At 40.8% G+C, this 23,789-nt stretch carries 27 protein-coding genes and 1 other RNA gene (1 of these 28 running past the window's edge); 22 read left to right on the top strand and 6 right to left on the bottom strand.

What is annotated here, in order from left to right:
- Positions 1-5: 5 nt before the first annotated feature.
- Both ruvB and panB read right to left on the bottom strand, forming a co-directional pair.
- On the bottom strand, positions 6-1,013 hold the full coding sequence (gene ruvB, locus NIS_RS02010) for a Holliday junction branch migration DNA helicase RuvB (RefSeq protein WP_012081749.1): 1,008 nt from the start codon (positions 1,011-1,013) through the stop codon (positions 6-8).
- Complete coding sequence (gene panB / locus NIS_RS02015; RefSeq protein ID WP_012081750.1) at positions 1,013-1,792, bottom strand: 3-methyl-2-oxobutanoate hydroxymethyltransferase; 780 nt, start codon at positions 1,790-1,792, stop codon at positions 1,013-1,015. The genes ruvB and panB overlap by 1 nt, the downstream gene beginning before the upstream one ends.
- 78 nt (positions 1,793-1,870) lie before the next feature.
- Here panB and trpA point away from each other — a divergent pair, with 78 nt between their 5' ends.
- Complete coding sequence (gene trpA / locus NIS_RS02020; RefSeq protein WP_012081751.1) at positions 1,871-2,611, top strand: tryptophan synthase subunit alpha; 741 nt, start codon at positions 1,871-1,873, stop codon at positions 2,609-2,611.
- 19 nt (positions 2,612-2,630) lie between these two features.
- Positions 2,631-3,005: a transfer-messenger RNA gene (gene ssrA, locus NIS_RS10135) on the top strand.
- A 1-nt stretch (position 3,006) separates the two neighbouring features.
- Here the strand turns inward: ssrA and NIS_RS02025 are convergent.
- The gene (locus tag NIS_RS02025) at positions 3,007-3,948 is read right to left on the bottom strand and encodes an aminodeoxychorismate synthase component I (RefSeq protein ID WP_012081752.1); all 942 of its coding nucleotides are present in this window, start codon (positions 3,946-3,948) and stop codon (positions 3,007-3,009) included.
- Positions 3,941-4,819: an aspartate carbamoyltransferase catalytic subunit gene (locus NIS_RS02030; RefSeq protein WP_012081753.1), complete on the bottom strand. Its 879-nt coding sequence runs from the start codon at positions 4,817-4,819 to the stop codon at positions 3,941-3,943. The genes NIS_RS02025 and NIS_RS02030 overlap by 8 nt, the downstream gene beginning before the upstream one ends.
- 74 nt (positions 4,820-4,893) lie before the next feature.
- Here NIS_RS02030 and NIS_RS09930 point away from each other — a divergent pair, with 74 nt between their 5' ends.
- Positions 4,894-5,382: a glycine zipper 2TM domain-containing protein gene (locus tag NIS_RS09930; protein WP_012081754.1), complete on the top strand. Its 489-nt coding sequence runs from the start codon at positions 4,894-4,896 to the stop codon at positions 5,380-5,382.
- Here NIS_RS09930 and bioD read toward each other — a convergent pair.
- On the bottom strand, positions 5,344-5,982 hold the full coding sequence (gene bioD / locus NIS_RS02040) for a dethiobiotin synthase (protein WP_012081755.1): 639 nt from the start codon (positions 5,980-5,982) through the stop codon (positions 5,344-5,346). The two genes, NIS_RS09930 and bioD, sit on opposite strands and share 39 nt — an antisense overlap.
- A 68-nt stretch (positions 5,983-6,050) precedes the next feature.
- On the opposite strand from bioD, the gene clpS reads away from it, so the two are divergent.
- From clpS to dxs, 13 genes are all read left to right on the top strand, one after another.
- Positions 6,051-6,344: an ATP-dependent Clp protease adapter ClpS gene (gene clpS, locus NIS_RS02045; RefSeq protein WP_012081756.1), complete on the top strand. Its 294-nt coding sequence runs from the start codon at positions 6,051-6,053 to the stop codon at positions 6,342-6,344.
- Positions 6,344-8,533: an ATP-dependent Clp protease ATP-binding subunit ClpA gene (clpA, locus tag NIS_RS02050; protein WP_012081757.1), complete on the top strand. Its 2,190-nt coding sequence runs from the start codon at positions 6,344-6,346 to the stop codon at positions 8,531-8,533. The genes clpS and clpA overlap by 1 nt, the downstream gene beginning before the upstream one ends.
- Positions 8,530-9,219 (top strand): leucyl/phenylalanyl-tRNA--protein transferase, encoded by a 690-nt coding sequence (aat, locus tag NIS_RS02055; protein ID WP_012081758.1) that lies wholly within the window; start codon positions 8,530-8,532, stop codon positions 9,217-9,219. The genes clpA and aat overlap by 4 nt, the downstream gene beginning before the upstream one ends.
- A gap of 31 nt (positions 9,220-9,250) precedes the next feature.
- The gene (locus NIS_RS02060; RefSeq protein WP_012081759.1) at positions 9,251-10,231 is read left to right on the top strand and encodes a transaldolase; all 981 of its coding nucleotides are present in this window, start codon (positions 9,251-9,253) and stop codon (positions 10,229-10,231) included.
- A gap of 15 nt (positions 10,232-10,246) precedes the next feature.
- Positions 10,247-11,428 (top strand): type IV pilus twitching motility protein PilT, encoded by a 1,182-nt coding sequence (locus tag NIS_RS02065; protein WP_012081760.1) that lies wholly within the window; start codon positions 10,247-10,249, stop codon positions 11,426-11,428.
- 65 nt (positions 11,429-11,493) lie between these two features.
- Entirely contained in the window at positions 11,494-12,030 is a 537-nt protein-coding gene (locus tag NIS_RS02070; protein ID WP_012081761.1) for a 50S ribosomal protein L25/general stress protein Ctc, read from the top strand.
- Positions 12,030-12,596, top strand: coding sequence for an aminoacyl-tRNA hydrolase (gene pth / locus NIS_RS02075; RefSeq protein ID WP_012081762.1), 567 nt, complete (start codon positions 12,030-12,032; stop codon positions 12,594-12,596). The genes NIS_RS02070 and pth overlap by 1 nt, the downstream gene beginning before the upstream one ends.
- A 45-nt stretch (positions 12,597-12,641) precedes the next feature.
- Positions 12,642-13,673 carry an LptF/LptG family permease gene (locus NIS_RS02080; protein WP_012081763.1) on the top strand — a complete coding sequence of 344 codons (1,032 nt, stop codon included), beginning with the start codon at positions 12,642-12,644 and terminating at the stop codon, positions 13,671-13,673.
- A 43-nt stretch (positions 13,674-13,716) separates the two neighbouring features.
- Positions 13,717-14,919 carry a diaminopimelate decarboxylase gene (gene lysA, locus NIS_RS02085; RefSeq protein ID WP_012081764.1) on the top strand — a complete coding sequence of 401 codons (1,203 nt, stop codon included), beginning with the start codon at positions 13,717-13,719 and terminating at the stop codon, positions 14,917-14,919.
- The gene (locus NIS_RS02090; RefSeq protein ID WP_012081765.1) at positions 14,916-15,689 is read left to right on the top strand and encodes an HAD-IIA family hydrolase; all 774 of its coding nucleotides are present in this window, start codon (positions 14,916-14,918) and stop codon (positions 15,687-15,689) included. Before lysA ends, NIS_RS02090 begins: the two co-directional genes overlap by 4 nt.
- On the top strand, positions 15,686-16,771 hold the full coding sequence (pheA, locus tag NIS_RS02095; RefSeq protein WP_148164058.1) for a prephenate dehydratase: 1,086 nt from the start codon (positions 15,686-15,688) through the stop codon (positions 16,769-16,771). Before NIS_RS02090 ends, pheA begins: the two co-directional genes overlap by 4 nt.
- A complete protein-coding gene (hisC, locus tag NIS_RS02100; protein ID WP_012081767.1) occupies positions 16,758-17,858 on the top strand; it encodes a histidinol-phosphate transaminase in 1,101 nt (366 codons plus the stop codon). Before pheA ends, hisC begins: the two co-directional genes overlap by 14 nt.
- Complete coding sequence (dxs, locus tag NIS_RS02105; RefSeq protein ID WP_012081768.1) at positions 17,848-19,647, top strand: 1-deoxy-D-xylulose-5-phosphate synthase; 1,800 nt, start codon at positions 17,848-17,850, stop codon at positions 19,645-19,647. Before hisC ends, dxs begins: the two co-directional genes overlap by 11 nt.
- A gap of 22 nt (positions 19,648-19,669) precedes the next feature.
- Here dxs and NIS_RS02110 read toward each other — a convergent pair whose 3' ends face one another.
- Positions 19,670-20,269 (bottom strand): peroxiredoxin, encoded by a 600-nt coding sequence (locus tag NIS_RS02110; RefSeq protein WP_012081769.1) that lies wholly within the window; start codon positions 20,267-20,269, stop codon positions 19,670-19,672.
- Positions 20,270-20,435: 166 nt separating this feature from the next.
- Here NIS_RS02110 and metK point away from each other — a divergent pair, with 166 nt between their 5' ends.
- The 6 genes from metK to plsX all read left to right on the top strand — a co-directional run.
- Complete coding sequence (metK, locus tag NIS_RS02115; protein ID WP_012081770.1) at positions 20,436-21,596, top strand: methionine adenosyltransferase; 1,161 nt, start codon at positions 20,436-20,438, stop codon at positions 21,594-21,596.
- Positions 21,597-21,654: 58 nt separating this feature from the next.
- Positions 21,655-21,939, top strand: coding sequence for a 4Fe-4S dicluster domain-containing protein (locus NIS_RS02120; protein WP_012081771.1), 285 nt, complete (start codon positions 21,655-21,657; stop codon positions 21,937-21,939).
- 104 nt (positions 21,940-22,043) lie between these two features.
- The gene (ndk, locus tag NIS_RS02125) at positions 22,044-22,457 is read left to right on the top strand and encodes a nucleoside-diphosphate kinase (RefSeq protein WP_012081772.1); all 414 of its coding nucleotides are present in this window, start codon (positions 22,044-22,046) and stop codon (positions 22,455-22,457) included.
- A 1-nt stretch (position 22,458) separates the two neighbouring features.
- Positions 22,459-22,839, top strand: a complete 381-nt coding sequence (locus tag NIS_RS02130) for a hypothetical protein (protein WP_012081773.1) — start codon at positions 22,459-22,461, stop codon at positions 22,837-22,839.
- Positions 22,826-22,975 (top strand): 50S ribosomal protein L32, encoded by a 150-nt coding sequence (gene rpmF, locus NIS_RS02135; protein ID WP_012081774.1) that lies wholly within the window; start codon positions 22,826-22,828, stop codon positions 22,973-22,975. Before NIS_RS02130 ends, rpmF begins: the two co-directional genes overlap by 14 nt.
- Positions 22,976-22,985: 10 nt before the next feature.
- Positions 22,986-23,789 carry the 5' portion of a phosphate acyltransferase PlsX gene (gene plsX, locus NIS_RS02140; RefSeq protein ID WP_012081775.1) on the top strand. 195 nt of this gene lie beyond the right edge of the window, so 804 of the gene's 999 nt are visible here — the first part of the coding sequence; its start codon is at positions 22,986-22,988; the stop codon falls past the right edge of the window.

The following is a 23,789-nucleotide window of genomic DNA, read 5'->3' on the forward strand; positions in this document are numbered from 1 at the left end:
TTTCCTCAAAAGAGCGAGTTTTGTATATTGGGCGTTAGTTTCAAAATCTCATAGGTTTTGAGTGTTGCCATTCTTCCCCGCGCCGTTCGCTCAAGATATCCATTGGCCAGTAAAAATGGCTCGATAACATCCTCAATTGTCCCTTCATCCTCGCTAAGTGCTGCAGCGATGGTACTCAGTCCCAAAGGTTTTCCTTTTGCATCGGCTAAGAGCTTTAAGAGTTTCAAGTCAAGCTCATCAAATCCTCTCTCGTCTACTCCAAGAGCTTCTAAGGCCTTTTGTGTTCTTTTGAGCGTGATGGTTTTTTCATCTGCTACATCGGAAAAGTCTCGGACTCTTTTTAGAAGTCTCAATGCGATTCGGGGGGTTCCTCTGCTTCGTTTTGCTATCTCCAGTGCAGCCTCCGCATCTATATCTTTGGAGAGTTTGTTTGCCGCGTTTGTAATAATTTGAGCGAGTTCTTGAGGGGTATAAAACTGCAAACGAAAATGCATTCCAAACCGATCTCTCAATGGAGAACTCAGCATACCAGCTCTTGTAGTCGCACCAATGAGGGTGAATTTGGGCAGATCGATTTTGATCGTTTGTGCTGCCGGACCGCTTCCTATAATGATATCGAGTCGAAAATCTTCCATTGCTGGATAGAGTATCTCTTCGATAGCCGGGGAGAGCCGATGAATCTCATCGATAAAAAGGATGTCTCCTTCTTCAAGGTTCGTGAGTATCGCAGCCAAATCCCCGCTCTTTTCGATCATCGGCGCAGCAGTGATTTTGATATTTGCTTCCATCTGCGAAGCGATGATGAGAGAAAGGGTTGTTTTGCCAAGTCCCGGAGGTCCAAAAAAGAGGACATGATCAAGGGTCTCTCCTCTTTTTTTGCAGGCTTGGATAAAGACTTTCAGGTTGTTTTTGATTTTTTCTTGACCAATATATTCATCCCAGTCACTTGGCCGAAGTGTCGTTTCAAAACTGCTCTCTTCACTGAACTTCTCTACTTCAACGATTCGTTCCATCAGTAGCTGAACTCCTGGCTAGGGAAAGAACCCTCTTTGACCTCTTTGGCATACTGCGAGACAGCCTCTTTGACCAGTTTCGCACCATTAAGATACTGCTTGACAAATTTTGGTTTGAAATCTTCAAAGAATCCAAGCATATCGCTCCAAACAAGAACTTGTCCATCTGTCTCTTTTCCCGCTCCTATACCTATTACAGGAACTTGCACGGCATCTGTGACTTTTGCTGCAACTTCAGGTTTGACGCCTTCGATAATGATACTAAATACCCCGGCTTCTTCTAACGCTTTGGCATCTTCCATAAGTCTGTCGGCCTCACGAACGACTTTATAGCCGCCTTGACCTCGCACATGTTGCGGGAGAAGGCCGATATGACCCATAACGGCTATTCCGTTTTGACAAAGGGTTTTGATTAGATCGGCTTTCTCTTTTCCACCTTCAAGCTTCACTGCATCCACATCTGTCTCTTTGTATATGCGAATGGCATTTTGCAAAGCCTCTTTTTCGTTGATATATGTTCCGTATGGCATATCCAAAACCACAAAAGCAGAAGGAGCGCCACTACACACAGCATTTGCATGGTAGATCATCTGGTCCAATGTAGCCGAGAGAGTGTCACTCCTGCCAGCAAAAACCATGTTGAGACTATCACCTACCAAGATCATATCGACAATCGGCTCAAAAAGTTTTGCAAACAGTGCATCATATGCAGTAATCATGACAAGCTTATTGCTGTTTTTTGCCGATTTTATGGTATTGACGGTATGCCTTTTCTTCATTAATGCCCCTTGTGAAGTTGCCTTCATTTTATCAAAAAAAGGGTATAATTACAATCAAAAATCTTCTAAAGGCATCATGTGAAAAAGCTCGTAGGATACATAACTTCTGCATATCCCGACAAAAATTTTACGATCGATCTCATTTTGGCTATGAAAGAAAAAGGGCTTGACAGTGTTGAGTTGGGCGTTCCTTTTAGTGATCCGGTTGCCGATGGTCCAGTTATAGAAGAGGCCAATGTTAGAGCTTTGAAAAATGGTTTTCGGTTCCAAGATCTATTGGACATTACAAAAGCGGTAAGTGATACCATTGATACTTTGTGGATGGGATATTTCAATCCTTTTTACCATCGCGGTATGCAAAGAAGCATTGAAGAGGCGAAAGCATTTGGTGTCAGCGGCTTTATCATTCCTGATTTGCCCTATGAGGAAGCCTTGACGTATCGTCCGCTCTTTGATGAAAATGATATAGCACTTATAGATTTTGTTGCTCCCACAGATAGTAAAGAGCGTATAGCCACCATTTTGAAAGACTCTAAAAAGTTTATTTATCTTGTAGCGTATGCCGGGATTACCGGAGCACAAAAGAGTGAGGATCTTAGTCAAGTTATAGAATGGATTAAAGAGACGACAAATACTCCAGTCTATTTAGGATTCGGTGTTAATGAAAAGACAGCCAAAGAGAAAGCAAAAGATGTCGATGGTGTGATCGTCGGAAGCGCTTTTGTCAAAATCTTGCTGGATGAAAACTTGACAAACAGTGAAAAAATTGATAGAATTGCCGAGCTTTCAGGTAGGATTAAGGAACAAATCAACTCCTAAAGTGGTTGCCCCGTAATATGGGGGTGACATGGCTTCGACGGGAGCAGTCTGTCACAGGCTGCGTGCCGGCTTGAGGAACGCCGTAAAAATTCCTCAAAAAAATAGACGCAAACAATACAGATTATAGACCGGCTTACGCAGTAGCAGCGTAAGTTTAACAAACTTACGGTCCCTCGCACCTCTCTTTGCCCTCTAAGAGAGGATTTTGCGGGGTCATCCTCTAGAGGGCTTGGATGAGCGGTTGCCTAGCCGCTCATCGACACCTTTAGGCTGGGTTGATACAGGTTTCGGGCGCTGAACCTGTATCAACCGAGATTGATCAGCGCTACTACGCACGTAGAGGCCTGTGGTGGGTTGTTTCCGGACTCGGGTTCGATTCCCGACACCTCCACCAATTAAATAGGAATATAGATTTTATCTACCATCTCTTGATACTCTTTTCGTACATCGCTATCGACTGTAATTCCACCTCCGCTTTTGTAAAGAAATCCAGTTGGGCTTTTTTCGATAAATCGAATCATGACGGCACTATCGATATTTTCTCCGTCAAAAACTCCAAAAACCCCTGTATAAAACCCTCTTTCATACTGTTCTACTTGTTCGATAATTTGGCAGGTGGATCGTTTTGGGGTGCCAGAGATGCTTCCAGCTGGCAAAAGTTTGTCAAATATCGTATGAAGATGTTTCTTCCAATCTTTTGGTAAAATGCCTTCGATGACACTACTTACTTGCAATAATCTTTTTTTATGCGCGGTAACTTCGTCAATATAGCGAAACTTTTCAACTTTGACATTGGTTGCAACCATATTGAGATCATTTCTCAAAAGGTCTACTACCATCGTATGTTCTGCCATCTCTTTTGTATCGCTTAAAATCTTCTCTTTTGCATTTGGCAGCGTTGCATCAATCGTACCTTTCATAGGATAAGTTGAGATCATACCGTTTTCGATTTTAATAAATCGTTCAGGTGAAAAACAGACAAAAGTATCGTCAAAATAGAGTTTGAATTTTGCTTTCGTGGCTTGGAAGATTTCAAATAAAGAGCAGTTTAATGTGATGGATGAAGGAAAAGTGAGGTTGAGCAGATAGGTGTTTCCTCTTTTTATCTCTTCTTGCACTGAGTCAAAAGCCATTTTATAATGTTCAAAGGTGACAGGCTGGATAGAGAGGATACGGCAGGGTTTCGTTGAAATTGTGTCGTGATTACTGATGAGAGGGGTTTGAAAGTAGATATTCGAAAGTTCATTGATTGGTTCAACGAAGATATTTTGTTTTTTATAATCGATGGCAAAAAGAAAGGGAATCCCTTTTTGTGCGTAGTAGCTGAGTCTATCCATGCATTATAAGTTTTTTCAGGACTGCCATGCGTACAGCTACGCCATTTTTTACCTGTTCTAGTACCTTACATCTTGGATCTGTCAAAACCTCGTCGCTGATGTCTATATTCCTATGGACCGGTCCGGGATGTAAAATGATGAGATCTTTATCTTTAATCAAATCTTTTGTTATGCAAAAATCGTTTCCATAGTCTCTTAAACTAGCATATATAGGGTATTTGTGCCGTTCCGTTTGTGTACGGAGGCTCATGATTGCATCCACTTCATTAATGATTGCATGAAGATCGTAAGAGATTGGAAGATCAGTTTTTGGTAGGAAATGAGGAGGAGCTACTAATATCACCTTCATGCCAAAACGTTGTAAAAGTTCGATATTGGAGTTTGCCACTCTTGAGTTTTTGATATCACCGACAATCGCTATTTTTTTCCCTTCCACTGCTTTAAAATGTTGTTTGAGCGTGAAAAGGTCTAAGAGCGCTTGGGTCGGATGGGCATGTGCCCCATCACCACCATTGATCAAGGAGCAGCTTACATATTTTGACAAGATATAAGGAACGCCCGCACTTTTATGCCGAACAACGATAGCATGAGGCTCCATAGCATTAAGATTTGCTGCTGTGTCAAAAAGTGTCTCTCCCTTCTTTGTAGAACTTTTGGAGACATCGAGACTGACAACTTCTGCTCCAAGTCGCTTTGCAGCTACCTCAAAACTGCTTCGGGTACGTGTGGAGTTTTCAAAAAAAATGGTAATGATGAGTTTGTTCTTCAATAGATGAGGAGTTGGTTCATTCAAGAACTTTTGAGCATCATCAAAAAGATCTTCAATTTCATCTTTTGTAAAATCTTTTGTAGTTATCAGATGGCGTATCATTTCACAATTGCCTCACAATCGTAGGTTATAGTAATTTAAGTTTAGCTATTATACTAAAAAATAGGAGGTGAAATATGAAAAAGATTTTTTTACTTGTAAGTGTTGCATTGATTTCACAGCTTTTTGCGGAAGTAATCACTTTTACAAAATCGGTTCCTGTCTATAAAAGTGTTGAGGTGGAACGTGTCATAACAAAGAGAGTGCCGTATGAAGAGTGCTGGTATGAAGAGATTCCTGAAGATGAGGGAAACGATGGAACCGTAGGAGCTATTATAGGGGGTGCGGCAGGAGGCATTTTAGGCCACCAAGTAGGCGGGGGCAGCGGGAAAACAGCTGCGACCATAGGTGGAGCCATTATAGGTTCGCTCGTTGGCAAAAATCTTGCAGAAAGAAACGCAAGACCGGGATATCGAACGGTGAAAAGGTGTAGAACGAGATACAAAGAGACACAAGAGCATGTGTATGAGTATAAAAACTATGCCAGAGTTATGGGACGAGACATTATGAAATACAGCGATAGACCATTACGAAGAATGCGAGTTCGTGTAACGCTGGAGTATTAAATCAAGCTCCAGCGGAACTTCATCAAAATAGGCTTCGTAAAAAGGATAGGTGATTTCAAAAAAATCATCTTTGTCTTCAAAAAGATTGATGTACCAATGATGGGGAATTGCATTTGCCTTCAAACATTGAAGGGAAAGCAGCGTATCATTAATACAACCCAATTTTGACGGCGTAACCAAAAGAGACGGAATTGCCAAATATTTGATCAAATCCACCATAAAAAAGTCTTTTTCAATTGGGACCATAAGACCTCCTGCTCCTTCTATAAAAACAATATCGCAAACATTTTGTATTTCTTCCACCTTTTTTTTGATATGCTCTAGGTCTATTGTCTGATCCTCTTTCGCAACAAAAGGAGCAGCTGGCAAAGAGAATTGATAGGGGACTATGTCATCGATGGCGGCATCTTTTAAGCTAGGATTAAGCTCTTGACATTTTTGTAAAAGTTTGCTACCATCCTCAGGAATGCCGTGCACTCCCGTTTCTATCGGTTTGATAGCTCCAGGTTTTAATCCCATCTTATGGGCAAGTTCCAATAGTTGAAGTGTGGTGTAGGTTTTGCCAACTCCTGTGTTGGTAGCGGTAACAAATATTTGCATACTGCTCCTTTTGGAATTTTCAAAAAATATATTACAATAAAATAAAATGAAGTTTAAAGAGGGGACGAGTGGGAGAAAAGGTAGAAACAAAAGAGGTCGTCAAACTGGAGGAGCCAAAAAAATATAAGGTGTTTTTACTCAATGACGACTATACGACGATGGATTTTGTCGTGGATATCCTTTGTGATATTTTCGACAAAAGTTATGAAGAGGCGGTCAATATCATGTTGACCATTCATAGACAGGGGAAAGGTCTGTGCGGTATCTATACATATGAGATTGCAGAAACGAAGATTGATCAGGTGCACAGACTTGCGCGAGCACATGAATTTCCCCTCAAAGCAGTAATGGAGGAAGAGTAATGATAAGCAATCAACTCAATTCGATTTTTAAAGAAGCTGTTAAATATGCCAAAAGACACAGACATGAATATTTGACGGTTGAACATGTCTTTCTGGCCCTTCTCAACAGTCCTGAGGGAGCTAAAATTTTAAAAGAGGCTGGAGCCGATATCGAAATCATGAAGCGAAAACTGATCCAGCATCTTGAATCTGTTTTGAAACCGTTACCGGAAAACGTTGTTCGTGAACCTTTTGAAACAGTGGCGCTTTCACGAGTGATAGAAAATATGATCCGACATATCCAAAACGCTGAGAAAAAAGAGGCGACTGTTGGAGATCTTCTTGTGGCACTGTTTGATGAGGAACACTCATACAGCGTCTATCTTTTGAAAGAACAAGGTATCTCGAAGCTCGATATCATGGAGATTGTTTCCCATCAAGCAGAAGTGGTCGAATCCAAGCCTTCCAAAAAGACGGATGAAGAGTCCTACTTGGCAAAATTTACAATCGATCTTTTAAAAGAGGCCAAAGAGGGCAAAATTGATCCTGTCATTGGTCGGGACAAAGAGATTGAGCGGGTGATGCAGATTCTGTGTCGCCGAAAGAAAAACAATCCTTTGCTCGTTGGTGAGCCTGGCGTTGGAAAAACGGCTATTGCAGAGGGGCTTGCACTTAAAATCGCAGCTGGTGAGATACCCGATGTTTTGGAAGGAGCATCTTTGTATTCCCTTGATATGGGTGCTCTTTTGGCTGGAACAAAGTATCGGGGCGATTTTGAAAAACGGCTCAAAGGTGTTGTGGAAGAACTCAAATCGATACCAAACGCTATTTTGTTTATCGATGAGATTCACACCATTGTGGGAGCTGGAGCAACACAGGGAGGCAGTATGGACGCTTCCAATATGCTCAAACCCGCTCTTGCCAGTGGAGCGATCAAATGTATCGGAGCAACGACATACGCAGAGTTTCGTAACTTTTTGGAAAAAGACAGGGCATTGAGTCGTCGATTTGCAAAAGTGGATGTCAAAGAGCCGGATCTAGAGACAACTTTTAAGATCTTGAAAGGCCTTAAAGATAAGTATGAAAAGCATCACAAAGTCAGATACCATATCAATGCCTTAAGAAGTGCAGTGGAACTTAGTGACAAATATATCAACGATCGTCAACTTCCTGATAAAGCGATCGATCTGATCGATGAGGTGGGAGCTAGTTTTCATCTAAGAAAAAAGAGACGATCCGTTGTTACAGTCAACGATATAGAAGATACGATTGCAAAGATGGTGGGACTTCCACCACAGCGAGTAACGAGTGACGATTTGGAAATATTGAAAAATCTGGAAGAAAAACTCAAAGAGCGAGTTCTAGGGCAAGAAGAAGCAGTAGAACAGTTGGCGATGGCCATCAAACGAAGCAGAGCTGGACTCAATCCACCAAACAAGCCGATAGGATCATTTCTTTTTGTGGGACCAACTGGAGTTGGAAAAACAGAGCTTGCCAAGGAGCTGGCACGGACGATGGGGGTACATTTTGAGCGGTTTGACATGAGTGAATACATGGAAAAACATGCAGTTTCCAGACTCATAGGTGCACCTCCTGGATATATAGGATATGAAGAGGGTGGTCTTTTGACAGAGACGATTCGAAAGCATCCCTATACAGTGCTTTTGCTCGATGAGATAGAGAAAGCCCATCCGGATTTGATCAATATCTTGTTGCAGGTGATGGATAATGCGACATTGACAGACAATAATGGTAATGTAGCTGATTTTAAACATGTAGTATTGATTATGACGAGTAACGTAGGAGCTACTGAAGCGAATGTCATGGGCTTTAAGCAAGAGAGTGTCAGTAAGTTTGATGAAGCGTTGAAGCAGTACTTTACGCCAGAATTTCGAAACAGACTTGATGCAATCGTACGATTTAGACCTCTGTCTCAAGAGATCGTAGAAGGGATTGTTGATAAATTCATAGCCGAACTAAATGATCAACTCGACAACAAATCGATTACACTCTCCCTAACGCCAAAAGCAAAAAAATATCTTGCACAAAAAGGGTATAGCCCTGAACTTGGTGCAAGACCGCTGGCACGAGTAATTAGTGAAGAGATCAAGACGCCTTTGACGAACGAGATTTTGTTCGGGAAACTCCGTCATGGCGGAAAAGTGAAAATCGATGAGAAAAAAGGGAAATTGGCTTTTACGATACAATGATCTATATTCCAAAACTGAGTCCATTTAGTTATACATTTCCTGATCCAAGATACGCTTCACCTGAAGGCATCGTTGCATTTGGGGGCGATTTGAGTCCAAACAGGGTGTTACAAGCCTACAAAAGAGGAATATTTCCTTGGTATAACGAGGGTGATCCTATTCTTTGGTGGTCACCAGATCCCCGATTGGTACTCTATCCACAATCTATAAAAATTTCACGCTCATTGAAAAAAAGCCTCAAAAAGTTTGAAGTCCGTTTTGATCAAAATTTTGAGGCGGTGATTCGAAATTGTAAAGATATCCGAAGCGAAACGTGGATACTTCCAGAAATCATTGAAGTCTTTTGTGAACTGCATGAGATGGGATTTGCTCATAGTGTGGAGACATACAAAGATGGAGAACTGGTGGGAGGACTGTATGGTTTGAGTCTGGGGGGAGCTTTTTTCGGTGAGAGTATGTTTGCTTTGGTGAGTGATGCGAGTAAGGTGGCTTTGGTGCATCTTTGTCGGTTTGTGCAAGAGCATGGACTCGATTTCATCGACTGTCAGATTCCTAGTGCCCATCTTAAACGTCTTGGAGCTGTAGAAGTTTCGAGGGACCATTTTCTTCAAGAGCTCGATATTGCTCTCCAAAAGCCAGGAGTTTTTGGCAAATGGAACTTTAAGTCCAAAAATACTACCCTTTAAAATAAAAAAATGTTAATAAAAAAGGAACAGTATGTATATCGATGAGATCCGTTTCTCTTTATGGCTCGATTTTTTAGAAAGAGAATTTATCCTGAAAGATTTCCAAAAAGTTATTGAACAGTATAAAATCACAGGAGCAACAAGCAATCCAGCCATTTTTAAAGAGGCCATTTTAAAATCACCTGCATATCAAGAACAATTGCAAACCCTGCAAGACAAAGATCCGAAAGGAAAATATGAAGCATTGGCTATCAAAGATATCCAGATGGCTGCTGATGTGCTTAAGCCTCTGTATGAAAAAGGAGATGATGGCTTTGTTAGTATCGAAGTAGATCCAAGACTTGCACATGATGCCCAAGGAACAATCAAAGAAGCAAAAAGATTGTATGATCAAATTGGACGAGACAATGTAATGATCAAGATTCCTGTCACTCCCGCAGGTTGTGAAGCCATTGAAGAGCTTGTAGCTAGCGGGATCCATGTCAATGCGACACTTATTTTTTCTCCGTATCAAGCTAGAGAGTGTCTTGATGCTATGGAGCGAGGATCGAGAAAAAATCCGGATGGCTATAAAGTATTAAGTGTTTTTGTGAGCCGTTTCGACAGGAAACTCGATCCCATTTTACAAAGCAAAGATTTACCTACTGGGAAAGTTGGCATCATGAATGCAGCCAAAATATACAATATGATTACAAAAAGAGACATTCCAAAAACAAGAACGTTGTTTGCAAGCACAGGCGTCAAAGGGAGTGCATATCCCGCCCACTACTATATCTCTAATCTGGTTGCTCCTGATAGTGTCAATACAGCTCCCCTACATACTATAGAAGCTTTTGCCGAAGATGGCGATCCAAAACCAAAACTTCCTATCCAACAAGAGGAGATAGATCAATTTTTTACAATGCTTAAAGCACATGAAATCGATATGAAGCAGGTTTATCACGATCTTTTACAAGAAGGACTCAAAGCATTTGAAGAGGCGTTTGAGGCTATTTTGCAAGAGCTGAAGTAAGTGACGGGGTGATATATGCTTGAATCTAAATATGTGGATGTGAGTAAACTCACATTCGAAACCACAAAAAAGTTTCGAAAATATCTCAAAAGACTTATTGAACTTGGTGGAAGTGACGTTCACTTGAAGGCCGGATCGGTCGTTCGAGGACGGGTGCATGGCGAAATTATTCCACTTTCTTCAGAAGTAATTACACGTCAAGAGGCTCTGACGCTTGCGAAGGAGCTTCTTCGAACACGATTTGATGAGTTGGTCGAGAATAAAGATATAGATTTTACCTATATTTATAATGAACAAATCCGTTTTCGTGGCAATCTCTTTTTCCAGATCAATGGTATTTCAGGTGTGTTTCGTGTCATTCCAACAGATATTAAATCGATCGATGAGCTTGGGCTTCCTTTAACACTCCATAAAATCACACAAATTCCAAGGGGGCTGGTATTAGTCACAGGAGTTACCGGAAGTGGTAAATCTACGACACTGGCAGCATTGATAGACGAGATCAACTCTACCCGCAAAGAGCATATCATTACCATAGAAGATCCTGTGGAGTTTGTCCATCAAGATAAAAAGTCCATTATAAACCAAAGAAATATTGGTCAAGATGCAAAAAGTTTTTCTAGAGCACTGAAAGCAGCACTGCGAGAAGACCCTGATGTTATCTTGGTAGGTGAGATGCGAGATTTAGAAACGATTGAAATGGCACTACATGCGGCAGAAACGGGCCATCTCGTTTTTTCTACGCTGCATACGCTGGATGCAAAAGAGACGATCAACAGAATCGTTAGTGTTTTCCCTCCAGAGGAGCAAAACAGGATTCGGATGATTTTGGCTTCAGTTCTAGAAGCAGTTATCTCTCAGAGGCTTGTCCGTAAAAAGAGCGGAGGGCGGATTGCTGCCGTAGAACTTTTACTCAAAACCAAAAGAATCGAGTCGATTATAGCCGAAGGACGTGATCTTGAAATTACGGAAGCCATTGAAGAAGGTAAAATCTATGGTATGCAGACATTTGATCAAGCCCTTTTGGATCTGTACAAACGCGGCCTTATCGACATGGATACCGCTTTAGAAAATGCAACGAGTCCGTCCGATATGAAACTGGCTATCAAAGGAATTGTAACGAGCAGTGCGCAAGAGGTGCAAAATGTGAATGTGAAACTTGATGATGGCATAATCGATTTAAAAGAAGAGCCTTAAGGAAAATAAAATATAATTTTTCATATAATTAGCTCCCTTTAAAATCTTACAATAAGGAAATTGCAATGTTAGAAGGCATCGTTAGAGAGAGTACCGGGAAAAAAGCTACCAAAGCTTTACGACGGGATGGTTATCTAATTGCCAACATTTATGGGAAGGACTTTCCAAACATTCATGCTGCGTTCAAAAAGGGTGATTTCATCCGAACTGTACGACATAAGGAGAAGTTGGCTTTCCCAGTAAAAGTAGGCGACAAAGAATTGGAAGTTGTTGTACAGGAGTATCAAAAAGATCCTGTAACATATGATCTTTTACATGTTGATTTGATGGTTGCACAGCCAGGTGTTGTGACATACTATATGGTACCTATCAAAACAGTCGGGACACCGATCGGTCTTAAAAACAAGGGTGTTCTAGTTACTTCCAAGAGAAGAATCAAAGTCAAAGGCGCCATCGAGAATATTCCTGATAGCATTACGCTTGATGTCAGCAACCTCGATGTTGGGGATGCTATCTTGATCCGAGACATTGAACTTCCTGAAGGCGTTGAGCATATGACAGCACCACACGTTGCAGTGGTAGGGGTTGTAAAAGCGAAATAATGCATCTTATTGTAGGGCTTGGCAATCCTGGTCCAAAATATGAACGCAATAGGCACAATATAGGCTTCATGGTGGTCGATCGATTGATCGAACGCCTAAAGCCGACCTCTATTTCCAAAAAAGAGTTCAAAGGCGAACTCTACAAATATGGCTCCATTCTTCTTCTAAAACCCTTGACCTATATGAATCTTAGTGGCCAAAGCGTACAAGCCGTGAAAAACTTTTATAAAATTGAGTTAGAAAATATTATTGTCATTCATGATGACTTAGACCTGGGTCTTGGTGCTCTGCGATTCAAAAAAGGGGGAAGTAGTGGAGGCCATAATGGACTCAAATCGATCGATGCACTTGTAGGCAAAGAGTATATACGGATACGATTCGGTATAGGAAGACCGCAAAGAAAAGAGGAAGTTGTCCGATATGTGCTCAGCGATTTTACTCAAAAAGAGTTTGAGTGCATAGCCCCGGTTATCGACAAAGCTGCGGAGGCTGCTCTGGCTCTTACGAAATCGAGCCTGGATGAAGTTCGATCCAGATATTCGCAAAAACAGCTCAACTGCCCCTAAAAAAATTTTTGTTACAATTGCATCGAAGCCAACCAAAGAGGGGCAATGGTCTATAGATATCTTGCAATAAACTATTTAAAATACTTTTTACTTCTCCTTATCTCTTTGACACTTTTTTTTGTAAGTCTTGACTATTTCCAGGTTTTCAAGTCACTTCCAGCATCTGCAAACCTACAGATTCTTTATCTGTATTACAAATCGCTGAATGCTATCGACTTGCTATTTCCAATTACGTTGATATTTGCTCTCATTGCACTCAAAAACAGGTTGATACGTTCCAATGAACTTGTTGCCATTTATGCTTTAGGATATAGCAAACGCGGTGTTGTAATGCCTGTGTTTCTTACATCGCTCCTTTTAACCATTTTGTATCTTTTTTTACATCTCACCTCATTTGCTTATGCCGATGAGTACGCAAACAATATCAAAAAATATCAATCCCTTTCCAGTGCCACCAAAGATCTCTTTTTCAAATACAACAACGATTATGTCTTCTTTGAAAAACTCTATCCACTAAACAAGAGAGCGCAAGGTATCAAAGTTTACGAACTCGAAAATCAAAAATTGCAAAAAATTATTTTCGCTCAAAGCGCAACATTTCAAAAAAGGAGTTGGCATTTGAGCGATGCAACCATTGTAGAAGTGAGTGATGGGAAGTTAATAGAAAGAAAAGCAGATCTATCCATCTTGCAAAACTATAAACCCAAAATTCTTGATTCAGTGTACGAAGGGAAAAGTTCCATCACATTGATCGATGCCCTAGAAGCGATAAAACTTTTAAAACAGCAGTCCTTGAATGTTGATCGGATCAAAGCCATCATCTTTTATCAGCTACTTTTTCCTTTTTTCGCTCCTTTTTTGATGATCATTATCTACTATTTTGTTCCGGTAACCGCCAGAATAACAAATCTCAATCTGTTTCTCTTTGGTGCCACTGTAACTTCTTTGATTGTATGGGGGTTTCTTTTTACCCTTGTGAAACTCGCTTTTAATGGCTCTTTGGATGCTTGGTACGCTATCGTTTTTCCGATAAGTTTGCTTCTTGTGATTGCCCTCTATCTTTATAAAAAGTTTTAGCACTTTTTTGCTAATATTGGGCAAACTCTCATAAAGGAAGTACGTGGATTACATAGCTCTGGCACAAAAATATGATACACCTTTATATGTTTATGATTTTAACGAAGTGGCAAAAAATTACGAAGCTATCAAAGAGGCTTTCAAAGCAAGAAAGTCGATTATTGCATATGCTGTCAAAGCCAACTCAAATATGAGTCTTCTCAAGCATTTGGCCGAACTTGGTAGCGGGGCAGATTGTGTAAGTATCGGGGAGGTGAAAAGAGCACTGCTTGCAGGTATTCCAAACTATAAAATAATCTTTAGCGGTGTTGGAAAAAGAGATGACGAGATAGAAGAAGCACTCTTAAAAGATATTTTGTATATAAATATCGAAAGTGAAGCAGAAACGTACCGGGTTGAAGAGATAGCGAAGAAACTTGGCAAAGTGGCTCGTGTCAGTTTCCGTGTCAATCCGAATATCGATCCCAAAACCCATCCCTATATCTCAACAGGGCTTCATGAAAACAAGTTCGGTGTTGAGATAGAGACGGCTAAAAAGCTCTATCTCTATGCCAAAAACTCTCCCTTTATCAATCCGGTTGCCATCCATTTTCACATCGGCAGCCAGTTAACAGAACTCGAACCTATCAAAGAGGCCAGTGCAATTGTTGCCGATCTTGTTCGAAGCCTCCAAAAACTTGATATCGATATCAAGTTTTTCGATGTCGGTGGCGGGCTTGGTATCCGATATAAAGATGAAAAGACAATCGAGCCTTACGACTATGCTCAGGCTATTCTTTCCACATTAAGAGGAACGGATATGACGATCGTATGTGAGCCTGGTCGATATATCGTAGGCAATGCCGGAGTCTTTTTGACAAAAGTACTTTATGAGAAACAAAGCGATAAAAAACGATTTGTCATCGTAGATGGAGCGATGAATGATCTGCTTAGACCAAGCTTGTACAATGCCTATCACGAAGTGGAAGTTGTTGGAAAAAGCGGGAATGAGAGTTTAGCAGATGTTGTTGGTCCTGTGTGTGAGAGTGGTGACTTTTTGGCAAAAAATAGAATGCTTCCTCCCACTAAACATGGTGATGTGATAGTCGTCAAAAGTGCAGGGGCCTACGGTTTTGTCATGGCAAGTAACTACAATACTCGTCCAAGACCTGCTGAAGTGGCTATAGAAAATGGCGAAGATAGACTCATTCGAGAGCGAGAAAGTTTCGAATATATCATAGAAAAAGAGATAAGGTTCATGGTGTGAAATTTTTCATCGATGTTCAAGGTACCCTTATCGATGATAAAGAGAGAAAACCGATTCGGGGGAGTATCGAATTCATTGAAGCGTTAAACGAAAACAAGATTCCCTATGTCATTATTACGAACAACACCAAACATTCAAGCCAAGATTTTTTGAACTACTTAAACGCACTTGGATTTTCGATTTCTAAAGAGCGTTACATCGACCCTTTGATGGTTTTGGAAGAGGTGTTGCCAAAAGATCCGATTGCTGCGTATGGGACAGAGGGATTTTTGCATGTTTTACGAGCTATGGGATATAGATTGGACTATAATGAGCCAAAAGCAGTTGTAATAAGTGTAAAAAGTGATTACACTTTTGATGAATTTGCCAAGATCAATGAGTTTTTACTGCAAGGTGCTTCTTTGATAGGAATGCACCAGACCTCCCTCTATGCAAAAGGGGATAAGCGATATCCTGGAGTAGGTGCACTTCTTGCAATGTTTGAATATGCTTGTGGCGTGGATTCAGAGGTAGTGGGCAAGCCTTCACGACTTTTTTACGAAAAAGCGCTTGCCAAGGTAGGAGGAGATTTTTCTGAGGTAACTATTATCAGTGATGATCCTCAAGGAGATTTAATAGGAGCAAAAAAACTTGATATGAAAACGGTCTTTGTATTGAGTGGAAAATATAAAGATGCACAGGAGATTGTACCGAAACTCCCAAAAGAGTATAGACCTGATTTGATTTATGATACCATTGCTCAAGCCGCAAGAGCGTTAGGAGTGTTATGATGGAAGATAAACTCAATCTATTGCGAGAAAAGATTGATACGATAGATGATAAGATATTAGAACTTCTGAATGAGCGAATGAAGATTGTCCAGGAGGTTGGAAAGCTGAAAAACTCCACAGGGGCTCCCATTTACAGACCCGAAAGAGAGATAGCAATCCTTAACAGGCTCAAATCCAAAAATGGTGGTCCTCTCAATGATGCGGCCATTGAAGCGATCTTTTTGGAGATCTTTGCGGTATCGAGGAATTTGGAGCGACCGGAGAGGGTTGCATATCTTGGACCCGAAGGCAGCTTTACCCATCAAGCAGCAGAGAGTCGATTTGGTGCTATGAGCGAATATCTTCCTATCCATTCTATCAGTGCCGTTTTTAAAGCCGTTGAGGCAGGGCGTGCAAAGTATGGAGTTGTCCCTATTGAAAACTCTATCGATGGCGTTGTGGGAGAGACTTTGGATCTTTTGGGTAAAAGTGATCTTAAAATCGTAGCTGAAACCTATATGCCGATTCATCACTCCTTTGCATCTTTGGAAGAGAAGCTTTCCAATATTAAAAAAATCTATTCTAAAGATATCGCTTTTGGACAGTGCCGGAACTTTTTAAACGAGCACTTTTTGGATGATGTTGAACTTATTCCAGTCGAGTCTACTGCAAAAGCGGCAAAACTGGCTTCTGGGGAGCGTGGAACAGCAGCCATTTGTTCCAATATCGCAGCTAAACTGTACAATCTGCCAATTTTATTTGAAAATATCGAAGATGTGGCCTCCAATATGACTCGATTTATTATTTTAAGTGATTTTAAAAACAGAAGAAGCGGATTTGACAAAACTTCTATCTTGGCGAAACTGCAGGACAGACCCGGTGCGCTGGTACATTTTTTGGAAGATTTTGATAAGGAAAACATCAATCTCACAAAAATCGAATCTCGTCCCGCTGAGGACAAAGATTTCAACTACTGGTTCTATATCGATTTTGATGGGCATATCGATGATGAAAATGTCCAAAAAGTTTTGCAAAAGCATATCCATGAGATAAAATGGCTTGGAAGTTATGCCAAATCAAAGGATAGTAATGCGCTTCAATGAGACACTTGAAAAGATAAAAACATATGAGGCAGGCAAACCGATAGAGCTCGTTGTACGGGAGTTTGGGATAGAGCCCCAAAACATCATAAAACTAGCTTCCAATGAAAATCCCTACGGTACCAGCCCAAAGGTCGTGGATGCGGTGCGAGAGATTGCCGATACGATGTATATGTATCCAGACGATAGTATGTTCGAACTCAAAAGTGCTTTAGCGAAGCGATTTGAAATTGATCAAAAAAACATTATTATCGGTGCTGGAAGCGATCAGGTTTTGGAGTTTTGTGCAAGAGCAGTACTAAATGAAAAGAGCAGTGTATTGATGAGCAAGATCACCTTTGCGATGTACGAGATCTATGCTTTGCAGCAAGGTGCAAAGATCATTCGAAGTAGCTGCTATCGACACGATTTGGAAGAGTTTTATGACCTATATAAAAAACATCATCCTGATATCATTCATATCTGTACACCAAACAATCCGACAGGAGATGCGTTAGATGCAGAGTATCTCTACTCTTTTTTAGATAACGTGCAAGAGCCACTTGTTATTGTCGATGGTGCGTATATGGAGTATGCTGCTTTCAAAGATGAAAAAAAGCGAATCCATCCGCAAGATTTGATCAAAAAATATCCAAATGTGATCTATTTGGGGACATTTTCCAAAGCGTATGGTCTTGGGGGTATGCGTGTTGGATACGGTATAGCTGATCAATCTGTTATCGGGCAGCTTTATAAACTGAGACCCCCTTTCAATATTACAACCCTCAGCCTCAAAGCGGCAACGACTGCCTTGGAAGATGAAGGGTTCGTTCAATATTCAATTGAACAAAACTTTCTTCAAATGGAGCGTTTTGTCAATTTTGCCTTGCAAAACGGTTTTGAATTTATCGACAGCTATACAAATTTTATCACCTATTTGCTTCCCGAGAACCGAAAATCGAAAAGTCTCAGTGAGGCTCTTTTGAAAAGAGGTGTAATTGTCCGAGATTTGACTGGGTATGGTATGAACGCTTTACGCATTACCGTTGGAACAAAAGAGCAAAATGACAGATTCTTTGAAATTTTCAAAGAGGTACTCAATGAATATTAAGAACTATACGATCGAAGAGTTGGAAGAGCTGAGTCAAAAAATTCGACAGCGAATTTTGGAAGTTGTAAGCAAAAATGGTGGTCATTTAAGCTCTACACTGGGCGCAGTTGAGCTTATTGTTTCTATGCACTATGTGTTTGATGTGGAGAAAGACCCCTTTATCTTTGATGTCAGCCATCAAGCCTATGCCCACAAACTTTTGACTGATCGGTGGGAGCAGTTTGATACACTGCGCCAATTTGGTGGCATCAGTGGATATACCAAACCGAAAGAGTCTCCGTATGACTACTGGGTTGCAGGACACAGTTCAACTTCCATCTCTTTGGCAGTTGGTGCGGCCAAAGCGATTGCCCTCAAAAATGAAGATCGAGTCCCTGTCGTTCTTATCGGCGATGGTGCTATGAGTGCCGGTATGGTTTATGAAGCGCTGAATGAACTGGGAGATAGAAAATATCCTGTAGTTATTATCCTAAATGATAACGAAATGAGTATCGCCAAACCGATAGGAGCGGTGAGTAAATATCTGAGTCAAAAGATGGCTAGCCCTTTTTATCAAAATATGAAAAAGCGAACAGAGCAGCTTTTGAAACATCTTCCAGAATCGGCTACCTACATTGCCAAACGGATGGAAGAGTCGTTAAAACTCATTACACCCGGTATTTTATTCGAAGAGCTAGGAATCGATTATATCGGTCCAATTGATGGGCACGATTTAAAAGTGCTGATCGAGACTCTTACGATCGCCAAACAGATGAATAGACCGGTTATCATTCATGCTCAAACCCTCAAAGGCAAAGGGTATAAAATCGCAGAAGGATATTATGAGCATTGGCACGGTGTGGGACCCTTTGACATCAGTACGGGTGAATCGCTGAAAAAAAGCACTAAACCGAGTGCAACATCGATTTTTAGTAAAAAGCTGTATGATTTGGCAAAAGAGGATGAAACAGTTGTCGGTGTTACAGCGGCTATGCCAAGTGGAACGGGCTTGAAACCTCTCATTGAAGATTTTGGGGATCGATTTTGGGATGTAGGAATTGCGGAACAGCATGCGGTTACTTCCATGGGCCCTTTGGCTAAAGAGGGTTTCAAACCGTTCGTCGCTATCTACTCCACCTTTTTGCAACGAGGGTATGATCAGGTTATTCACGATATCGCTTTGATGGATGTGGGTGTTGCATTTGCAATCGATAGAGCAGGTATCGTTGGAGAAGATGGAGAGACGCATCAAGGTGCTTTTGATGTAAGTTATCTTAGACCGATACCAAATATGCATCTTTTTGCTCCAAGAGATCCTAAAACTTTGGAGTATGCAGTTGAGTTTGCAAAAGATTTTGATCGTCCATGTGCTTTTCGCTATCCGCGAGGAAGTTTTATTTTAGATGATGAGTTTGAAGCAAAGCCATTTGAGCTTGGCAAGGCTGAACTTTTGGTAGAGAGTGAAGGCGATGTTTTATTCGTTGGATACGGTAATGGTGTGGGGCGTGCCTATGAGACAATGAAGCATATTGATGAGCCGGTCTCACTGCTTGATCTTCGGTTTGTAAAACCTCTTGATGTTGAGCTACTCCAAGAACTTTCTAAGAGATATCGACAATGGTTCGTATTTAGCGACAGTGCAAAACTTGGAGGAGTAGCGAGTGCACTTTTAGAATTGGAACTTCCTGTGGAGATTGTGACATTTGAGTATGAAGATCAATTTATTCCTCATGGAAAAGTGATCGATGTAGAAAAAGCGCTTGGACTATTGCCACAGCAGTTAGCAAAAAGAGTAAAATCTTTTATATAATCCCGCAAAAGCGGGATAGGTTTTAAAGTTCGTCTGCGTGTTTTGCAAGATACTCTGCAACACCTTCTGGTGTAGGTTTCATAGCCTCTTTTCCTTTTTCCCACTCAGCTGGGCACACTTCACCGTGTTCATTTGCAAACTCCATAGCATCCACCATTCGAATCATCTCATCGATGTTTCTTCCTAGAGGAAGGTCATTGATAACACAGTGTCGGATTGTTCCATCTTTATCGATTAGAAAACTTCCTCGAAGAGCAACTCCAGCCTCTTCAAGCAAAACATCGTAATCTTTTGCGATCTGCTTTGTAAGATCCGCTACGAGTGGGTACCGAATATTTCCGATACCACCTTTTTCTACAGGCGTATTTTTCCATGCGAGGTGTGTATAGTGGCTGTCTACAGAACATCCGATGACATTGATGCCTCTTTTTTTGAATTCATCAAGTCTGTGATCGAAGGCGATGATTTCGCTTGGACATACGAAAGTAAAATCGAGTGGATAGAAAAAGAGTACCGCTCCTTTTTCTCCAATGTTCTCATAGAGATTGAAGTTTTCATTGATTGTATTGTCCGGCATAACTGCTGGTGCCGTAAAGTCAGGTGCTTTTTTAGTAACGAGCATCCGTCTCTCCTTTTGGATAATTTTTTTCTTTTGCGAAACATTGTAATTATACCATTGATAAGCTAAATTATAATTTATAGATTATTTCATATCAAATGGTTCAATCAAATAATACAATTATCGGATGTCGATTTAGGATATAATATCTGCAAAAAAAAGGAATACAATGGCAAGGGAATTTCTCTTTACATCCGAATCGGTAACAGAAGGTCACCCAGACAAGATGGCAGATCAGATTAGTGATGCCATTTTGGACTATATCATTGAAAGAGACCCCAATGCAAGGGTAGCTTGTGAAACGTTACTGAGTAACGGATTTGCAATCATTGCCGGCGAACTAAAAACAACTACTTATGCACCTATGCAGGATATTGTCCGTGAAGTGATACGAGAAATTGGTTACACGGATGCGTTGTATGGCTTTGATTATCGAAGTGCAGGGGTATTGAATGGTGTAGGTGAGCAGTCTCCAGACATCAATCAAGGTGTCGATCAAGCGGGAGGTGAGATAGGTGCTGGCGATCAAGGATTGATGTTTGGATACGCTTGTAAAGAGACGGATGTCTTGATGCCACTTCCTATCACTATGGCTCATAGATTGACGCAAGAACTTGCCAATGCGAGAAAAGAGGGTGTTCTACCATTTTTACGACCAGACGGGAAAGCTCAAGTAACAGTCCAGTATGTTGACGGTAAACCAAAAAAGATTAAAACAATCGTTATATCAACCCAACACGATCCAGATGTAAGTTACAATCGCCTAAAAGATGCTGTTATTGAAGAAATAGTCTATAAGGTAATTCCGAAAGAGCTCATTGCTGACGATATCGTATATCATATCAATCCAACGGGACGATTTGTCATTGGAGGACCACAAGGGGATGCAGGACTTACAGGGAGAAAAATTATTGTCGATACCTATGGAGGAAGCTGTCCTCACGGTGGTGGTGCATTTAGTGGAAAAGATCCTACAAAAGTGGATAGAAGTGGGGCCTATGCTGCCCGATACGTAGCCAAAAATTTGGTTGCAAGTGGAGCATGTGAAAAAGCCACCGTACAGATAGCGTATGCAATAGGTGTTGTTGAACCAGTATCGATCATGGTAGATAGTCATGGAACTGCCAAAGTTCCCGATGAGAAACTTGAGGCATGTGTGCGAGACCTCTTTGATCTTACACCAAGAGGTATCATCAAAACACTTGATCTTTTGCGACCGATTTACAGAAAAACGGCTGCCTATGGTCATTTTGGGCGTGAACTGCCCGAGTTCACATGGGAAAAAACCGATAAGGCTGATGAAATTTCAGACTATTTAAAAATAAGGTAAGTTTAAATTTTTTATTGATATAGTTTGATTGACATTAACAAAATCATAAGGAGCAACTATGGCGGTATTGATTACTGATATCTGTATCAACTGTGGAGCATGTATAGATGAGTGTCCGGTTGAGGCAATCGTAGACGATGAGGACAATCCAACAGGAGAAGAGATTTATTACGTATATCCAGATAAATGTGTAGAATGTGTAGGGTATCATGATACGCCTGCATGTGCGGAAGCTTGTCCAACTGAAGGATGTATCGTTTGGGACAAATGTTATGAAGGAATGCCTTGCCGAGAAGACGTTCCTGCAGATGCTAGAGAGAGTCATCAACCAGTTATCGAGTAATCTTACAAGGGGCTTCGCCCCTTATTAATCTTCACTTTTTATTTTCAATTATGCTATTTTTGCTATAATCTCCCACTCATTAAAAATCCTCAGGAGTTGGATAGATGGAAAGAACACTCTCAATTATCAAGCCAGATGCCGTAGCGAAAAATGTAATCGGTAAAATTATCGATCGATTTGAAACAAATGGTCTCAGAATTGCTGCTATGAAAAAGATTCAGCTTTCAAAAAATGATGCAGCAAAATTTTATGAAGTTCACAAAGAAAGACCTTTCTTTAACGATCTTGTAGATTACATGACAAGTGGTCCTGTAGTCGTTATGGTATTGGAAGGGGAGAATGCCGTTGCAAAAAATAGAGAATTGATGGGTGCAACTGATCCTAAAGAAGCGAAACCTGGGACAATACGAGCAGATTTTGCTGAAAGTATCGAAGCAAATGCGGTACATGGGAGTGACAGTTTGGAAAATGCACAAAAAGAGATAGCTTTCTTTTTTGCACAAAGGGAAATTCTTTAAAGTGCAGATCGAATTTAAAAAAGTTGGATTTAATAAAAAAGAGATTACAATAGAGCGGAACAGTCTCCAGTTACATGGGGTATTGGATCGTCAAGATAAAGAGTTGGTAAAGTTTACTGGTGAGTTGACTGGTAGCCTAGAGTTAGAATGCAGTCGATGTGGATTGGATTTTACAAAAAAAATCAAGGAACCAATCCGATTGAAGTTTAGTGATGGCATCTATAGAGGTTTCGATGACGAGGCAGACGTTATCGAGTTTTATGAAGGTAAAATCGATTTCGATTCTATTATAGACTCTGAAGAAGAGTCCATCAAAGCAGGATATAATTACTGCAATCATTGCGAACAACAAGACGAAGGAGAAAATTATGGCAGTACCTAAGAGAAGAGTGAGTAAAACAAGAGCGGCTAAGAGAAGAACACACTACAAAATAAAACTTGTCAAACCTGTGAAAGATAAAGATGGTACTTGGAAACTACCACATCATGTAAATCCGACAACAGGCGAATATAAGTAAGACGACAACGATGGTCAGGATTGCAGTTGATGCAATGGGTGGGGACTTTGGTCCTTATCCTATCATAGAAGGAACAATTCTTGCTTTAAAAGAAAATCCCAACTTTAAAGCAATTCTTGTTGGTCATAAAGAAAAAATCCAAACACTCATACCCCACAAATATAACAATCGTATTGAAATTGTCCATGCAGAAGATGTTATCCGTATGGATGAAGCTGCTACAGAAGCTTTAAAAAGGAAAGAGAGTTCGATTTATAAAGCTGTTGAGCTTGTCAGAACTGGTGAAGCTGAAGGTGTGGTTTCTGCAGGCCATAGCGGAGCAACGATGAGTTTGGCAACTCTACGTATAGGAAGATTGAAAAACGTAAGCCGTCCAGCTATAGCTACATTGATGCCAACATATAAAAATAAAAAAAGCCTTGTATTGGATGTAGGTGCCAATGTAGATTGTAAACCGGAGCATCTTTTTGAATTTGGCGTAATGGGTGAGGCATACGCAACGGCTATCATGAATGTAGATAAGCCGAAGGTGGGACTACTTTCCAATGGTGAAGAAGAGACCAAGGGGAATGAGTTGACCAAGAATGCCTTCACAATGCTTAAATCTTTACCTACATTCATAGGCAATGTTGAAGGAAACAATATATTTGATGGTAGCGTCGACGTTATCGTTTGTGACGGATTCACAGGCAATATCGTTTTAAAAACGAGCGAGGGTGTGGCAGATGCTATCAGCAAGCTCATGAAGGCAAATATTAAAAAAACACCTATAAGAATGGCTGGTGCTTTGATGATGAAGAAAGTATTTCGATCA

The organism is Nitratiruptor sp. SB155-2, assembly GCF_000010325.1.
Lineage (GTDB): Bacteria > Campylobacterota > Campylobacteria > Campylobacterales > Nitratiruptoraceae > Nitratiruptor.

What these genes read in the sequence shown, in the direction of transcription:
- ndk (WP_012081772.1), top strand. Translation starts at nt 22,044, where the DNA reads ATGGAAAGAACACTCTCAATTATCAAGCCAGATGCCGTAGCGAAAAAT.
- dxs (WP_012081768.1), top strand. Translation starts at nt 17,848, where the DNA reads ATGAATATTAAGAACTATACGATCGAAGAGTTGGAAGAGCTGAGTCAA.
- panB (WP_012081750.1), bottom strand. Translation starts at nt 1,792, where the DNA reads ATGAAGAAAAGGCATACCGTCAATACCATAAAATCGGCAAAAAACAGC.
- bioD (WP_012081755.1), bottom strand. Translation starts at nt 5,982, where the DNA reads ATGCAAATATTTGTTACCGCTACCAACACAGGAGTTGGCAAAACCTAC.
- clpA (WP_012081757.1), top strand. Translation starts at nt 6,344, where the DNA reads ATGATAAGCAATCAACTCAATTCGATTTTTAAAGAAGCTGTTAAATAT.
- rpmF (WP_012081774.1), top strand. Translation starts at nt 22,826, where the DNA reads ATGGCAGTACCTAAGAGAAGAGTGAGTAAAACAAGAGCGGCTAAGAGA.
- NIS_RS02120 (WP_012081771.1), top strand. Translation starts at nt 21,655, where the DNA reads ATGGCGGTATTGATTACTGATATCTGTATCAACTGTGGAGCATGTATA.
- NIS_RS02060 (WP_012081759.1), top strand. Translation starts at nt 9,251, where the DNA reads ATGTATATCGATGAGATCCGTTTCTCTTTATGGCTCGATTTTTTAGAA.
- metK (WP_012081770.1), top strand. Translation starts at nt 20,436, where the DNA reads ATGGCAAGGGAATTTCTCTTTACATCCGAATCGGTAACAGAAGGTCAC.
- NIS_RS02025 (WP_012081752.1), bottom strand. Translation starts at nt 3,948, where the DNA reads ATGGATAGACTCAGCTACTACGCACAAAAAGGGATTCCCTTTCTTTTT.
- NIS_RS02080 (WP_012081763.1), top strand. Translation starts at nt 12,642, where the DNA reads ATGGTCTATAGATATCTTGCAATAAACTATTTAAAATACTTTTTACTT.
- NIS_RS02030 (WP_012081753.1), bottom strand. Translation starts at nt 4,819, where the DNA reads ATGATACGCCATCTGATAACTACAAAAGATTTTACAAAAGATGAAATT.
- ruvB (WP_012081749.1), bottom strand. Translation starts at nt 1,013, where the DNA reads ATGGAACGAATCGTTGAAGTAGAGAAGTTCAGTGAAGAGAGCAGTTTT.
- NIS_RS02110 (WP_012081769.1), bottom strand. Translation starts at nt 20,269, where the DNA reads ATGCTCGTTACTAAAAAAGCACCTGACTTTACGGCACCAGCAGTTATG.
- pheA (WP_148164058.1), top strand. Translation starts at nt 15,686, where the DNA reads ATGATGGAAGATAAACTCAATCTATTGCGAGAAAAGATTGATACGATA.
- aat (WP_012081758.1), top strand. Translation starts at nt 8,530, where the DNA reads ATGATCTATATTCCAAAACTGAGTCCATTTAGTTATACATTTCCTGAT.
- NIS_RS02065 (WP_012081760.1), top strand. Translation starts at nt 10,247, where the DNA reads ATGCTTGAATCTAAATATGTGGATGTGAGTAAACTCACATTCGAAACC.
- pth (WP_012081762.1), top strand. Translation starts at nt 12,030, where the DNA reads ATGCATCTTATTGTAGGGCTTGGCAATCCTGGTCCAAAATATGAACGC.
- NIS_RS09930 (WP_012081754.1), top strand. Translation starts at nt 4,894, where the DNA reads ATGAAAAAGATTTTTTTACTTGTAAGTGTTGCATTGATTTCACAGCTT.
- NIS_RS02070 (WP_012081761.1), top strand. Translation starts at nt 11,494, where the DNA reads ATGTTAGAAGGCATCGTTAGAGAGAGTACCGGGAAAAAAGCTACCAAA.
- hisC (WP_012081767.1), top strand. Translation starts at nt 16,758, where the DNA reads ATGCGCTTCAATGAGACACTTGAAAAGATAAAAACATATGAGGCAGGC.